The organism is Microtetraspora niveoalba, assembly GCF_001570405.1.
GTDB lineage: Bacteria > Actinomycetota > Actinomycetes > Streptosporangiales > Streptosporangiaceae > Microtetraspora > Microtetraspora niveoalba.
Window position 1 is genome coordinate 55,079 of sequence record NZ_BBYM01000044.1, and the last position, 12,113, is coordinate 67,191.

Annotated in this window: 12 protein-coding genes; 5 read left to right on the top strand and 7 right to left on the bottom strand. The window is 72.2% G+C overall.

The window, feature by feature from the left end; all coding sequences use genetic code 11:
- Positions 1-156: 156 nt before the first annotated feature.
- The 3 genes from AWQ70_RS33080 to AWQ70_RS33090 all read right to left on the bottom strand — a co-directional run bounded on the left by AWQ70_RS33080 (position 157) and on the right by AWQ70_RS33090 (position 2,575).
- Positions 157-1,047 (bottom strand): RNA polymerase sigma-70 factor, encoded by an 891-nt coding sequence (locus tag AWQ70_RS33080; protein WP_067185312.1) that lies wholly within the window; start codon positions 1,045-1,047, stop codon positions 157-159.
- Between the two features lie 14 nt (positions 1,048-1,061).
- A complete protein-coding gene (locus AWQ70_RS33085; RefSeq protein WP_067185266.1) occupies positions 1,062-2,012 on the bottom strand; it encodes an NAD-dependent epimerase/dehydratase family protein in 951 nt (316 codons plus the stop codon).
- Positions 2,013-2,110: 98 nt separating this feature from the next.
- Complete coding sequence (locus tag AWQ70_RS33090; protein ID WP_067185269.1) at positions 2,111-2,575, bottom strand: MarR family winged helix-turn-helix transcriptional regulator; 465 nt, start codon at positions 2,573-2,575, stop codon at positions 2,111-2,113.
- Positions 2,576-2,635: 60 nt separating this feature from the next.
- On the opposite strand from AWQ70_RS33090, the gene AWQ70_RS33095 reads away from it, so the two are divergent.
- Positions 2,636-3,010 (top strand): cupin domain-containing protein, encoded by a 375-nt coding sequence (locus AWQ70_RS33095; RefSeq protein WP_067185273.1) that lies wholly within the window; start codon positions 2,636-2,638, stop codon positions 3,008-3,010.
- Between the two features lie 27 nt (positions 3,011-3,037).
- On the opposite strand, the gene AWQ70_RS33100 is transcribed toward AWQ70_RS33095, so the two are convergent.
- Positions 3,038-4,873 carry a glycoside hydrolase family 2 protein gene (locus AWQ70_RS33100; RefSeq protein ID WP_067185276.1) on the bottom strand — a complete coding sequence of 612 codons (1,836 nt, stop codon included), beginning with the start codon at positions 4,871-4,873 and terminating at the stop codon, positions 3,038-3,040.
- Positions 4,874-5,379: 506 nt separating this feature from the next.
- Between AWQ70_RS33100 and AWQ70_RS33110 the strand changes: the two genes are divergently transcribed.
- Complete coding sequence (locus tag AWQ70_RS33110) at positions 5,380-5,664, top strand: hypothetical protein (protein WP_218004746.1); 285 nt, start codon at positions 5,380-5,382, stop codon at positions 5,662-5,664.
- Positions 5,665-5,711: 47 nt separating this feature from the next.
- Here the strand turns inward: AWQ70_RS33110 and AWQ70_RS33115 are convergent, their stop codons facing one another.
- Entirely contained in the window at positions 5,712-6,581 is an 870-nt protein-coding gene (locus tag AWQ70_RS33115; RefSeq protein ID WP_067185283.1) for a LysR family transcriptional regulator, read from the bottom strand.
- 43 nt (positions 6,582-6,624) lie between these two features.
- Here AWQ70_RS33115 and AWQ70_RS33120 point away from each other — a divergent pair, with 43 nt between their 5' ends.
- Together AWQ70_RS33120 and AWQ70_RS33125 are read left to right on the top strand one after the other, a co-directional pair.
- Positions 6,625-8,076: an MFS transporter gene (locus tag AWQ70_RS33120; RefSeq protein ID WP_245647262.1), complete on the top strand. Its 1,452-nt coding sequence runs from the start codon at positions 6,625-6,627 to the stop codon at positions 8,074-8,076.
- 38 nt (positions 8,077-8,114) lie between these two features.
- A complete protein-coding gene (locus AWQ70_RS33125; RefSeq protein ID WP_067185287.1) occupies positions 8,115-8,501 on the top strand; it encodes a VOC family protein in 387 nt (128 codons plus the stop codon).
- A 99-nt stretch (positions 8,502-8,600) separates the two neighbouring features.
- Here AWQ70_RS33125 and AWQ70_RS33130 read toward each other — a convergent pair whose 3' ends face one another.
- Positions 8,601-9,638: a LacI family DNA-binding transcriptional regulator gene (locus AWQ70_RS33130; protein ID WP_218004747.1), complete on the bottom strand. Its 1,038-nt coding sequence runs from the start codon at positions 9,636-9,638 to the stop codon at positions 8,601-8,603.
- Between the two features lie 38 nt (positions 9,639-9,676).
- Positions 9,677-11,086, bottom strand: coding sequence for a nitronate monooxygenase (locus tag AWQ70_RS33135; protein WP_067185321.1), 1,410 nt, complete (start codon positions 11,084-11,086; stop codon positions 9,677-9,679).
- Between the two features lie 330 nt (positions 11,087-11,416).
- Here AWQ70_RS33135 and AWQ70_RS33140 point away from each other — a divergent pair.
- Positions 11,417-12,113, top strand: a 697-nt coding sequence (locus AWQ70_RS33140; protein ID WP_169808778.1) for a molybdopterin-dependent oxidoreductase, incomplete at its 3' end; no start/stop codon positions are given.

Below are 12,113 nucleotides of genomic sequence, written 5' to 3' on the forward strand. Positions count from 1 at the left end.
AGCGGCCGGAGCGGCGGCCGGAACGCCCCAGCCACAGCGCAGCGTTCACCGCCCAACGGCGAGAACCCGGCACACCAGAACAGCCACCCGCAGCCCCTGAGACACGACCTCGAATCGCCGCACCACGATTCGCGCCGCCCCTCACAGCCGCAGCGGTCAGGGGGCGTACCGCAGCTTGTCGGGGTTGAGGACGGCGAAGAGCGCGTGGATCCGACCGTCGCGCACGTGTGCGGTCACGATCTGGTCCCCGCTGCCCGTCGACAGCCGCACTGCCGGCTCGCCGTTCACCTTCACCATCCGCAGCCCGGTGATCTCGTACTTGCGGGTCAGTCCGAGCACGAAGGCGATCACCCGGTCGCGCCCGAGGATGGGGCGCAGCGCGGCGCGGGCCTTGCCACCGCCGTCGTTCCAGGCCACGACGTCCGCGCTCAGCAGGTCGGTCAGCGCCCGCAGGTCACCGCCGGCGGCCGCGTCGAGGAACCGCGTGAGCAGCCGGGCGTGCTCCTCGCGCGACGGGCGCGGCCGGGCACGGGTGCTCGCCAGGTGTTGTCCCGCCCGGTGGTGCATCTGCCGGCAGCCGGCCGCGGAGGCCCCGACCACCTCGGCGATCTGCTCGTACGGCATCGCGAACGCCTCGCGCAGCACGAGCACCGCGCGCTCGGGCGGGCTGAGCCGTTCCATCAGGTGCATCGTGGCGTAGGAGAGGGTGTCGCGGAGTTCGGCGGTGTTCAGCGGACCGGCCGCCTCGTCCGCCACCGGCTCGGGCAGCCATGGCCCCGGGTACGCCTCGCGCGCGACCCGGGCGGACCGCAGGTGGTCCAGCGCGAGGCGCGAGACGATCGTGGCCAGGAACGGCCGGACCTCCCGCACCGAGGCCCGGTCGGCGCGCGTCCAGCGCAGGTACGCCTCCTGGACCACGTCCTCGGCGTCCCACATGCTGCCGAGCATCCGGTACGCCAGCCCGAGCAGCAGCGGACGGTGCTCCTCGAACTCCTCGAACTCCTCGAACTCCTCGAGCTTCCCGGACTCCTCGAACTTCCCAGACATCCCGGACTTCCCGCTCACCTGACCCCCAGTTCCTCCGTGAACCCGTCCCGCCAGGACAGGTGGCGCGGCCGCCAGTTCAGCTCCAGCCTGGCCCGGGCGTTGTCGGCGCCGCGCAGCCGGGTGAGGAAGGCGACGCCCCAGGAGCCCACGACCGGCCGGGCCAGCGCGGCGGGCAGCCGTCTCGGCTCGGGCGCGTGCAGGATCCGGGCGAGGGCGGGCAACCACTCGCCGACCCGCGCCGGGTGGTCGTCGACGATGTTGAGCGCGCCGGTGACCGGCCGCGGCAGCGCCGAAACGATCGAGGTGGCGGCGTCGTGGGTGTGAGTGAAGGAGAACGTCGCCGTGCCCCCGCCGAGGACCGGCATCGCTCGGGCCCGGATCGAGCGGACGAACGCGCCGTCCCGGGCGAAGGCCGTCCCGGGGCCGTAGAGGTGGCCGAAGCGCAGCACCAGGCCGCCGGCCTCACCGGTCAGCCGCTCCAGCGTCCTGAGCGCTTCCAGGGAGCTCGCCCACTGCCGGGGCGGGGTGCGCCAGAACGGGGCGTCCTCGCCGGCCGGGCCGGTGTCGCCCGGTCCCGCGCCCGCCGGGTCGTACGCGTACGCGAGGCCCTGGGTGATGACACGCGTCGCGCCGGCCTCGCGGGCGGCGTCGAGGAGGTTGCGGGTGCCCTCGGTGCGCAGCCGGTTGGTGAGGGCGAAGTCCCGCTCCATCCGCCTGGGGTCGATGTCGGCGGGGATGGCGGTGAGCAGGTGGACGACGGCGTCCGGCGCGGCCGCGCGAACGGCGGCGCCGAGCGCCGCCCGGTCGAGGGCGTCCGCCGCCACCACGGTGACCCCCGCGCCCGCCGCGCCCGTGACGGGCGGCGCCGTACGCGACAGGGCGACGACCTCGTGGCCGGTGGCGGTGAGCAGCGACACCAGCCGGCGCCCGATCACCCCGGTGGCTCCCGCGACGAGAACACGCATTCGTGGCTCCTTCGGCTCTCGGTTACGGGGACTGGACGGGCGAGCGGCGCGGGATGTGACGGTTTCCCCGGCGCCGCTCGCGTGATCCGCGTCACCTGTCAGCCGAACCACCCGGGCACGTCGAGCCGGAAGACCTCGTGCGGCGTGACCAGGCGCAGGTCGGCCTCCAGGGCGCGCAGGCGCTCCTCTCCCAGCGTCGCGGCCCAGCCCGCCCGCAGCTCGTCGAAGATCCGCGCCGACCTGGCCAGGGCGTCCAGGCCGTGGGGCGTCAGCCGTACGATCTTGCGGCGCGTGTCGCGGGGGTCGCGGGCACGCTCGACGTAGCCGAGGCGCTCCAGCGTCTCGATCGTCTTGCCCGCCGCCTGTTTGGAGACCCCGAGGGTCCGGCCGAGCTCGACGGCGGTGGTGCCGTCCACGCCGACCGCCTGCATGACGAACCCGTGCATGGGCCGCATGTCGGGGTGCCCCTGCCGGGCGAGCTCGGCGTGCAGCGCGTCGATGAGGGTGCGAAATCCCAGGAAGAGCCGCAGCGGCAGCTCGAAGCCGGGAGGGTCGTTTGACACGATAGACAACCTGGTTCACCATTTAGACAACGTAGTTGCCTAGTTTAGGAGACGCCCTCCATGCCTGTCATCCGCGCCGACCAGGCCCGCCGGTCCGAGACCCCCGGCGGTGTCATGACCACCTTCGCCTCGCCCACCCAGGGCGGCACGGCCGCCGCGCTGTGGCGTGTGGACGTCAAGCCCGGGGTGGCCGGCCCGCTGCACGACTTCGACACCGAGCAGGTGTGGGCCTTCACGGCCGGCGCCGCCACGGTGGAGCTGGGCGAGGAGACCTTCCAGATCGCCCCGGGCGACACGGTCGTCATGCCGCCGTCGACCATGCGCCGCGTCACCGCCGGGCCCGAGGGCTACTCCGCCGTGGTGACCGCCGCCGCCGGCGCGAAGGCCCTGCTCGCCGACGGCACCGTGCACGGCGTTCCGCCCTGGATCGCCTGACCCGCCTTCCCGCTCCCGGTCCCGCTCTCAGTCCCGCTCGTACGCCGCCGGGCGGGACTGGGCCCGCCGGAGCCGGGCCACATCCAGCTTGCGCGAGCGGTCGAACCGGTAGACGCCGTTGCGCTCCTGGAAGGTGTCGGTGAGCTGCGTGTAGCAGTAACCGAACATCTCCGGGTTGTCGAGCAGCGTTCCCACCAGCCCCGCGAACCGCTCCTGCAGTTCCTCCTCGCTCGCCGGGCGGGCGCCGTACCCCCAGGAGACGGCGTCGTCGTCGCCCCCGGCCGAGGCCGCCGCGTCCGGGTCCCACCAGATCCCGCCGAACTCGCTGCAGAAGTACGGCTGACCGCGATACGGCAGCGACATCGCCACCCCCGCGCCGAAGACGTTCGTGTACGGCCGGCCGTCCGCCAGGCCCGAGAGCTGCTCGGCGAACAGCTTCGGGTCCTGCTCGTACAGGTGCGAGTCGTACACGTCGGTCTCGGCCACCCGGTGGGAGTAGCCGGAGGCGTCCAGGACCGGCCGCGTGGCGTCGGCCGCCTTGGTGGCCAGGAACATCGCGCGCGTCACGTCGTCGAGCGTGGTGATGCGGTCGTGGATGACCTGGTGGGTCTCGTTGAGCGGGCACCAGCCGACGATCGAGGGGTGGCTGTAGTCACGCTCGACCGCCTCCAGCCACTGCGTGACGAACGACGCGGTCGGCTGCTGGTTGTCCTCCCAGCCCGCGCCGGTGGACGCCCCCCAGTCCCCGAACTCGCCCCACACCAGGTGGCCGAGCCGGTCGGCGTGGTAGAGGTAGCGCTCCTCGAACACCTTCTGGTGCAGGCGGGCGCCGTTGAACCCCGCCTCGCGGGCCAACTCGATGTCGGCCACCAGGGCGGCGTCGCTCGGCGCGGTCATCAGCCCGTCGGGCCAGTACCCCTGGTCCAGGACGAGCCGCTGGAACACCGGCCGCCCGTTCAGGCGCAGCGCCCGCCCGTCGATCGACACCGACCGCAGGCCGGCGTAGCTGTCCACGGCGTCCACGACGGCGCCCGCGGCGTCCAGCAGCTCCAGCCGCAGGCCGTACAGATGGGGGTCCTGCGGCCCCCACAGGCGTACCCGGTCGGCCGGAACCGGGAGCACCAGGCGGGGCGCGAGGTCCAGGTCCGCGCGCACCTCCGCCCGCGCCACCTCACGATCGGCGCCGGCCGCGCCGGGCAGCCCGTCGGCGAGCACCGCGCGGACCTGCCAGCCGGGCCGGTTCGCGATGATCGGCACCTCGACGTGGAACGCCGATCCCGCCACGTCGGGGGTGATCCGCGGACGCCGCATCCGGACCTCCGGCACCGCCTCCAGCCACACCGTCTGCCAGATGCCGGTGGTCCGCGTGTAGTGCACGCCGCCGTTCGCGTACGCGGTGGACTGCTTTCCCCGGGCCTGCACGGCATGGCGCGTGTCACGGGCCCGGACGACCACGGTCATCTCCCGCCCCGGCTCCGCGACTCCGCCCAGGTCGGCGGTGAACGGCGTGAAGCCGCCGCGGTGACGGGCCACCTCCGTGCCGTTCACCCACACGGTCGCGTCGTGGTCGACGGCCTGGAAGTGCAGCAGCACCCGCCGCCCGGCCCACGAGGCGGGCACGGCGACCGTCCTGCGATACCAGACCGCCTCCAGGAAGTCGGTGACCCCGACCCCCGACAGCGTCGACTCGGGGGCGAACGGCACGGTGATCCGGCTGCTCAGCGGCCGGTCACGCAGACCGCGCTCGAGACCCGAGTCGCCCTGGTCGATCTCGAACTCCCATTCGCCGTTGAGCGACATCCACTCCTCCCGTACGAACTGGGGACGCGGATGCTCCGGACGGGGGACCTCGGACGACGACATGGCGATGCTCCCGGAGGAAGGATGACGTGATCTTCGGGCAGAGCGTATTACAACGTGGGAATCGGGCGATAGGTCCAACCGGCGCGTGATCACGCGGAGAAGCCCCCGTACGGCGCGGCTCAGACGGGAGACGGGGCTTGAGCAGCAACCGAACGGTCAGTGGCGTTAGCGGGTCGTCGGGGTCCGGGTTATCGCCACTGGTCGTTCTGATGTGGGTGGCGTCGGACGGGCGGGGTAGTCGGCCACGATGTCGGCATAGGCGGCGGTGCGTAGTCGGGCAGGTTTGACCGGTGTCAGTCGCCGTCGACGATGAAATCGGCTATAGCGGCAGCGACGGCTTCGGGCTGCTCATCGGGGATGAAGTGTCCAGCATCGGACACGACGACTCCGGTGGCGTCATCGGCCCATGGGCTGATGGAGGCCGCCTGCAGCCTCGGAGCCTCTTACAGCTGTTCGTGCGTTCTTCGACGTAACCCTCGAGCGCATCGCCGATCCCGAACTGCCGGATGGATGCCCTGGTCGCCCAGTCGGCCATGGCAATTCCGGTGCTGAGCCCGAGCGCCGCGGCGCACGCGAAGGAGGCGCTGGGCTTCCAGCGCTTGCGTCTACGCGCCGCGCTGAAGGCCGGCCGATTGACCGACCAGGACGCCGCGGCCTTCGCTGAACACGTGGCCGCCGTGAACCAGTCTCTCGCCGTCATGAGCAGAGCTGGGGCGAGCCCGGCGCAGCTCCTGGCCATTGTGGGCGTGACCGTCGGCGCACTCTCACAGGCGTTGCGCACGCGCGACTAGCACCCCAGGGCGACATCAGCCGAACCAACCACCCGCGAAGTACGGGACTAGCTGTGACCGGCGCCGATCAGCTCAAGGAAGGCCGTGGCCGCCGGAGACGGCCGCTTGTCCCAGATCAGGTGCTCCACCCGCGAGGGAGCATCCCGAAGGCGGATCATGCGCAGGTCGGGGAAGCGCGGCGCGTACGCGGCCGGCAACATGCCCACCCCGAGGCCCTGCCGTACCAGATCGACCATGAAGTCGGCGGACGACACCTCGAAGGGCACCTCGCGTCGCACTCCTGCGGCCGCGAAGGCCTCGTCCGACTGTGCCCGCCCGGCCGCGCCGGCGCGGAAGTCGATGAACGGTTCGTCCGCCAGGCTCCGCAGGTCCGCCTCGTCCTCCGTCCGGTGGTAGTCGGACGCGACCACGGCGACCAGCTCGCCTCCGCCGAGCCGGCGGCTCTGGACGCCCTTCGGTTCCGCGCGGGGCGGCAGGCCGAGGAACGCGACGTCGACGCCGCCCCGCCGGACCCGTTCGATCAGCTCTTCGCTGCCCGCCGAGGTGAGCGTGATGTGCACCCGCGGATAGCGCCGACGGTACTCCCTGAGGGTGACCGGCAGGTTGACGGCCGCCACCGTGGGGATGGCGCCGACGGCGAGCCGCCCGCGGACCTCCCCGCCCGCGGCGGCCACCTCGGCCCGCGCACGGGCCGCGGCCTCCAGACACTCCCGGGCCGCGGGCAGGAACGCCTCTCCGGCCGGCGTCAGCCGTACACGCCGGCTGGTCCGTTCGAACAGCCGCGCGCCCAGCTCCCGCTCCAAACCGGCGATCTGATGACTGAGCGCCGACTGCACCACACGGCATCGCTCGGCCGCCCGGGTGAAGTTCCTGGTCTCCGCGACCGCGAGGACATACCTCAACTGCTGCAGCTCCATACAGCCATAGTGCATCACGATCGATATCGATGAAAACTATGCGTTGGACTCATCGATCGATGCTCGCGCACCCTTGAGTACAGGACGGAACCCCGGACGCGGGCGCCCGTCACCACGGCCCCTCCACGGCCGCGTCACGCGCTTCCGCCGGTCCCCGGCCGGCCGATCGGACAGGTGCGGCAGGTCAGCGGCAACGGCGCCGCGGCCTCGCCGCCGGAGCGGTCTCGCCGCGCCGCCGGGGCCGTCACGAATCTCCGCCCAGGAAAAGCAGAAAGAAGACATGGCCACCTACGACGAACACCCGCGCTCGCCCCTGAGAGCATGGCTCGGCGTTTCAGCGATCACAGCCAGCCTCTTCGTCTTCCTCACGACCGAGCTGATGCCCGTCGGCCTGCTCACCCCGGTAAGCGCGAGCCTGAGCATATCCGTGGGCCTCGCCGGGCTGATGGTCACTCTGTACGGCGTCTCGGCCGGGCTCGGCGTGCCCTTCATCGTGGCATGGACCAGGCGCGTCAACCGACGCGTCCTGCTGTCCACGCTCCTGGCGATACTGGCCCTGGGAAACACGATCACCGCCCTCGCACCGACCTATCCGCTGGTGTTGACGACGCGGCTCATCATGGGCTTCGCCAGCGGAGTCTTCTGGGCCATCGGCGTGAGCATGGCGATGCGCCTCGTTCCGGAACGCCACGCGAGCCGGGCGGCCGCGATCGTGATGTCCGGCATCTCGATCGCCGCGGTCGTGGGCATACCGCTGGGAACGATCCTGGAAGGCCTCACCGGCTGGCGAACCACGTTCCTCATCTGGGCCGGCCTCAGCGCGCTGGTGTTCCTCGCGGTCGTCGCCACCATTCCATCGCTGCCGTCGACGAACGCGGTCTCGGTGCGGGAGGTCTTCGGCCTCCCGCTGAAGAACACGCAGCTACGCCGGGTGCTGTTCACCGTCGTCCTCTTCGTGCTCGGCCATTTCGGCGCGTACACGTTCGTGCGCCCCTACCTGGAGCACAGCGCATCCGCCACACCCTTCGTCATCACCGTGGTGCTGATGGTTTACGGCGCGGGAGGCGCGGCCGGGAACTTCATCGCCGGACACACCGTCAACAGAAACCTGAGGGGCAGCTTCATCGCCGGCTGCGCGGGACTCGTGACGTCCTTGCTGTTGCTGCTCACCATCGCTCACGGGCAGGCCGGATCGCTCATCACGATGATTCTCTGGGGAGTCTCCTTCGGTGTCGTCCAGCTCTCCCAGATCAACATGACACAGGCCGCCGCGCCCGACACCTTCGAAGCCGCGATGTCACTCAACACCATGGCCTACAACACCTCCATCGCGCTCGGGGCGCTCTTCGGCGGACTGTTCGCCGACCATCTGGGTGTCACGAGTGTCGTCTGGTTCGGCGTCGCACTGACCACGGCTTCGCTGCTCCTCACCCTCGGCACCCGCCGGCGGACCTCACGCACCGTCCCCGACGACGCGTTGGCGACCCACCCCTGAACAGGCCAGTCCTCCAAACCCCATGAAGGAGACCGCCGGTGCGCGTGAAAGCCTTCGACCACCTGGTGCTCAACGTGCGGGACGCCGAACGGGCACTGAAGTTCTACTCGGGAACACTCGGACTCGAAGAGGAGCGCGTCGCGGAGTGGCGAGCGGGCAAGGCGCCCTTCCCGTCCGTACGGATCAACGAGTCCACCATCATCGACCTGGTCGAACGCCCGGGCGGCGGGTCGAACGTGGACCACATCTGCCTCGTGGTGGATCCGGTCGACTGGCAGCAGGTGATCGACTCCGGCGTCCTCACCGTGCTGGAGGGGCCGGTCCCCCGGTTCGGCGCCCGCGGCGTCGCCCAGTCGGTCTATGTCCGTGACCCGGACGACAACACCGTCGAGCTGCGCTGGTACCCCCAGGACGCCGAACGGTGACCCGTCCGGGATCGGCCGGCCGCGTGATCCCGCGACCGTGACGGCGCCGCGACGTCCGGCCCCCGGCCCGGCACCTTCGACACGGCGGGCGGAACGGCGTCAACGGCCGAGACGCCGCCCCGGCCCCGTGCTCTCCCGCACCACCAGCCGGTGCGGGACGACGTACGCGGCCGGAGGCGAGGCGTCGCCCTCGATCCGCCGCAGCAGCGCCTCGACGGCGACGCGCGCCAGCTCCTCCTTGTCCGGGGCGACGGTCGTCAGCGCGGGGTGGGAGAAGGCCCCCTCCGGCGTGCCGTCCCACCCCAGCACCGCCACATCCCCCGGAACATCGACCCCCGCGCCGCGCAGGGCGCGCATCGCGCCGATCGCGAGCAGGTCGTTGGCGCAGACCAGCGCGTCGAACGCGGGGACCCGCGGCCGGGCCAGCAACTCCGCCACCCGCGCCGCGCCCTCCTCCCGCGAGAACGCGTCCGCCGCGAGCACCAGCTCCGGATCGACCGGCGCCCCCGCCGCCGCCAGCGCCCGCTCATACCCCCGCAACCGCAGGTCACCGGTGCCGCGCGGCCGCCCGGACTGGTGCCCGAGGAAGGCGATCCGGCGCCGGCCCGTCTCCAGCAGGTGCCGCGTCGCCTCCTCCGCCGACGCCACGTTGTCGATCGCCACATGGTCCAGACCGGACTCCTCGCAGGTGACGTGCTCCCCGATCAGCACGATCGGCGTGTCGTCCCTGCGGGCGGCGATCTGCGGCCCGGTCATCTCCAGCGGGCTGAACACGATCCCGTCGATGACGCGGACCCGGAACCCCTCGGCGACCACGCCCTCCCGCTCACCCCGGCCGTGCGTCTCGTCGATCAGCACCGTGTACCCCGACCGCGCCGCACGCTCGATCATCACGTGCGCCAGCTCACTGAAGTACGGGTTCCCGATCGCGGGCACGGCCAGCGCGAGCAGGTTCGCCCGCCCCATGCGCAGTTGCCTGCCCGCCACACTGGGCCGGTAGTTGAGCTCCTCGATCGCCGCGAGCACCCGCGCCCGGGTCTCCGGGCGCACGTTGGCCCGCTCGTGCAGCACGTTCGACACCGTCTTCCACGAGACGCCCGCGCGCTGCGCGACGTCCTGAATCCGGGCCGGCCTCACCCCTGCGCCTCCCCAACCGCGTGGTCCGGGGCGACAGCCTAGTGCCCCACCCGCGTCCCGCGCGGGTCCGCATCCCCGAGCAGGTGGGCGACCACGTCGGCCGCGCCGTACCCCTCGGGCAGCCGGGCGAGGAAGTCCAGGTCCTGGCCGAGGGTGAGCAGCGGCTGCTCCTCGTACCCGTCCGGGCGGTGCTGCCCGAGACCGATCGCGGCGACCAGGCCGTTGCACAGGCACCTGCGGCCGTCCGTCTCCTCCGCCCGGCCCCCCTTTCGCAGGTACGCGTCCACCGGCTCTGCCGGGCAGCGGAACCCCACCCCGCCCTCCGGCCGCACGTACGGCGTGCGCAGATGGCCGAGGTCGCACAGCCGGGGACGCCGCTCGTACACCTCCGCCTCGGCCAGGGTCTCCTCCAGCCCGGCCACCTTGAACGGGAAACCGGCCGGCGAGGCGTGCGGGTCGTTGCGCACCCGCAGCGCGCCCGCCCCGGCCCGCTCCAGCAGCCGCCGCCGCTGCTTGTCGTCCAGGCCGGACTCCCGGCACAACGCGAACGCCGTGCCCACCTGGACGCCCGCCGCACCCGCCGCCCGCGCCCGCGCCACCCCGTCCCGGCTCGCGTACCCTCCGGCGAGCCAGAACGGCAGGCCCAGCGCCGCGATCTTGCCGAGGTTCGCCTCGTCACGCGGCCCGTACACCGGCTGCTCGGTGTCGTCCAGGCGCATCCGGCCGCGCGGAGGGGCGCTGTGCCCGCCCGCGACCGGCGTCTCCACCACGAACCCGTCCGGCCGGGTCTCCGGCGTACGCGCCAGATAGGCCGCCAGGACGTCGGAGGACACGATGGCCAGCAGCCGCGGCCGGGCCAGGGGCTCGGCGGTGGCGGCGCGGCCGAGCACCGCGGCCGGGTCGATGCCGACCGTGTGCCGCTCCCCCGCCTCCGCTCCCGCGACCGTGACGGAGACCTCGCCCGGCATGTGCGCGGCGAGCCGGTCGAGCAGCCCCGGGATCTGGGACGGGATGCCCGCCCCCATCAGCACGAAGTCGACACCGGCCAGCATCGCCCCGTAGGCCGCCGCGGGCGTCGCCATCTGGATCTTCTCCAGATAGTTGATCCCGACCGGGCCGCCGTCGCGCCGGGCCAGGAACACCTCCGCGAAGTTCGCGGCCACGGCCAGCTCGTCGCGCGCCCGGTTCGGGCGCAGGCCGAGCCGGGGCACCGGCCGGTACGGCACGCCGGGCGCGATGCCGCCGTGCACGTAGTACCGGGCCAGGATCCGCTCGCTGATCGCGGGCACCGGGAACGCGGCCAGCGCGGCGCGCAGATGCCCTCCCGGGTCGCCCTGCTGGAGCCTCCGGGCCAGGGTGACGTCCAGCGCCACACCGGAGACCACCCCGAGCTGTCCGGTCCGGGCGACGGCCCGCGCCAGCCGCCACCCGGACACGCCTACTCCCATTCCTCCCTGGATGAGCACGGGCAGCCCGCTCCCGGGCACGGGCGGTACCGGGCCGTGAACCGGCCGCTCGGCGATCGTCAAGGGGAAAACCTCCTGCTGGGCGGCGCGTCGGACCCGTGCGGAGCCCGGGGACTCCAGGTGGATGTGGGACGAGTCAACCGCCTCACGATGATCTTCCTGTAGTGACCAAAGTCCCGAGAGACCGGGCCCGCCGTCACATCCCCGCTCGCACGACACCACCCAGAACGGACGCCACACCTCTTCGCACATGGTTTGTCACGAAGCGTGACGGAGCATCCCTGATGTAGCCGAAGGGGACAGGGGTGGGCGATGGCGGGCATCGACGGGCCGATGGACGACGCCCTCGTCCGGCTGGGCCGATACCTGCACCCCGGCACCGTCTCCCCCGACCTGCGCGCCCTCTACCAGGTCGGCGGACGGCGGGGGGACGCGTTCTATCGGGATCGGTGGAGTCATGACAAGGTGGTGCGTTCGACGCATGGGGTGAACTGCACGGGGTCGTGTTCGTGGAAGGTGTACGTCAAGGACGGGATCATCACGTGGGAGACCCAGCAGACGGATTATCCGAGTGTGGGGGCGGATCGTCCGGAGTATGAGCCGCGGGGGTGTCCGCGGGGGGCGGCGTTCTCCTGGTACACGTACTCGCCGACGCGGGTCCGGTTCCCGTACGCGCGGGGTGTGCTGGTGGAGATGTTCCGGGAGGCGCGATCCCGGTTGGGGGATCCGGTCGCGGCGTGGGCGGAGATCGTGTCGGACCCGGTGAAGCGCCATCGCTACCAGTCGGTGCGGGGGCGGGGCGGGCTGGTGCGGGTCGGCTGGGACGAGGCGACGGAGATGATCGCCGCGGCGCACGTGCACACGATCAAGACGCACGGCCCCGACCGCGTGGCCGGTTTCACGCCGATCCCGGCCTTCTCGATGGCGTCCTACGCGGTGGGATCCCGCTTCTTCTCGCTGATCGGCGGGGCGATGTTGTCGTTCTACGACTGGTACGCGGATCTGCCGG

What these genes read in the sequence shown, in the direction of transcription:
- AWQ70_RS33110 (WP_218004746.1), top strand. Translation starts at nt 5,380, where the DNA reads ATGGATGCCCTGGTCGCCCAGTCGGCCATGGCAATTCCGGTGCTGAGC.
- AWQ70_RS33080 (WP_067185312.1), bottom strand. Translation starts at nt 1,047, where the DNA reads ATGTCTGGGAAGTTCGAGGAGTCCGGGAAGCTCGAGGAGTTCGAGGAG.
- AWQ70_RS33115 (WP_067185283.1), bottom strand. Translation starts at nt 6,581, where the DNA reads ATGGAGCTGCAGCAGTTGAGGTATGTCCTCGCGGTCGCGGAGACCAGG.
- AWQ70_RS33135 (WP_067185321.1), bottom strand. Translation starts at nt 11,086, where the DNA reads ATGGGAGTAGGCGTGTCCGGGTGGCGGCTGGCGCGGGCCGTCGCCCGG.
- AWQ70_RS33100 (WP_067185276.1), bottom strand. Translation starts at nt 4,873, where the DNA reads ATGTCGTCGTCCGAGGTCCCCCGTCCGGAGCATCCGCGTCCCCAGTTC.
- AWQ70_RS33095 (WP_067185273.1), top strand. Translation starts at nt 2,636, where the DNA reads ATGCCTGTCATCCGCGCCGACCAGGCCCGCCGGTCCGAGACCCCCGGC.
- AWQ70_RS33085 (WP_067185266.1), bottom strand. Translation starts at nt 2,012, where the DNA reads ATGCGTGTTCTCGTCGCGGGAGCCACCGGGGTGATCGGGCGCCGGCTG.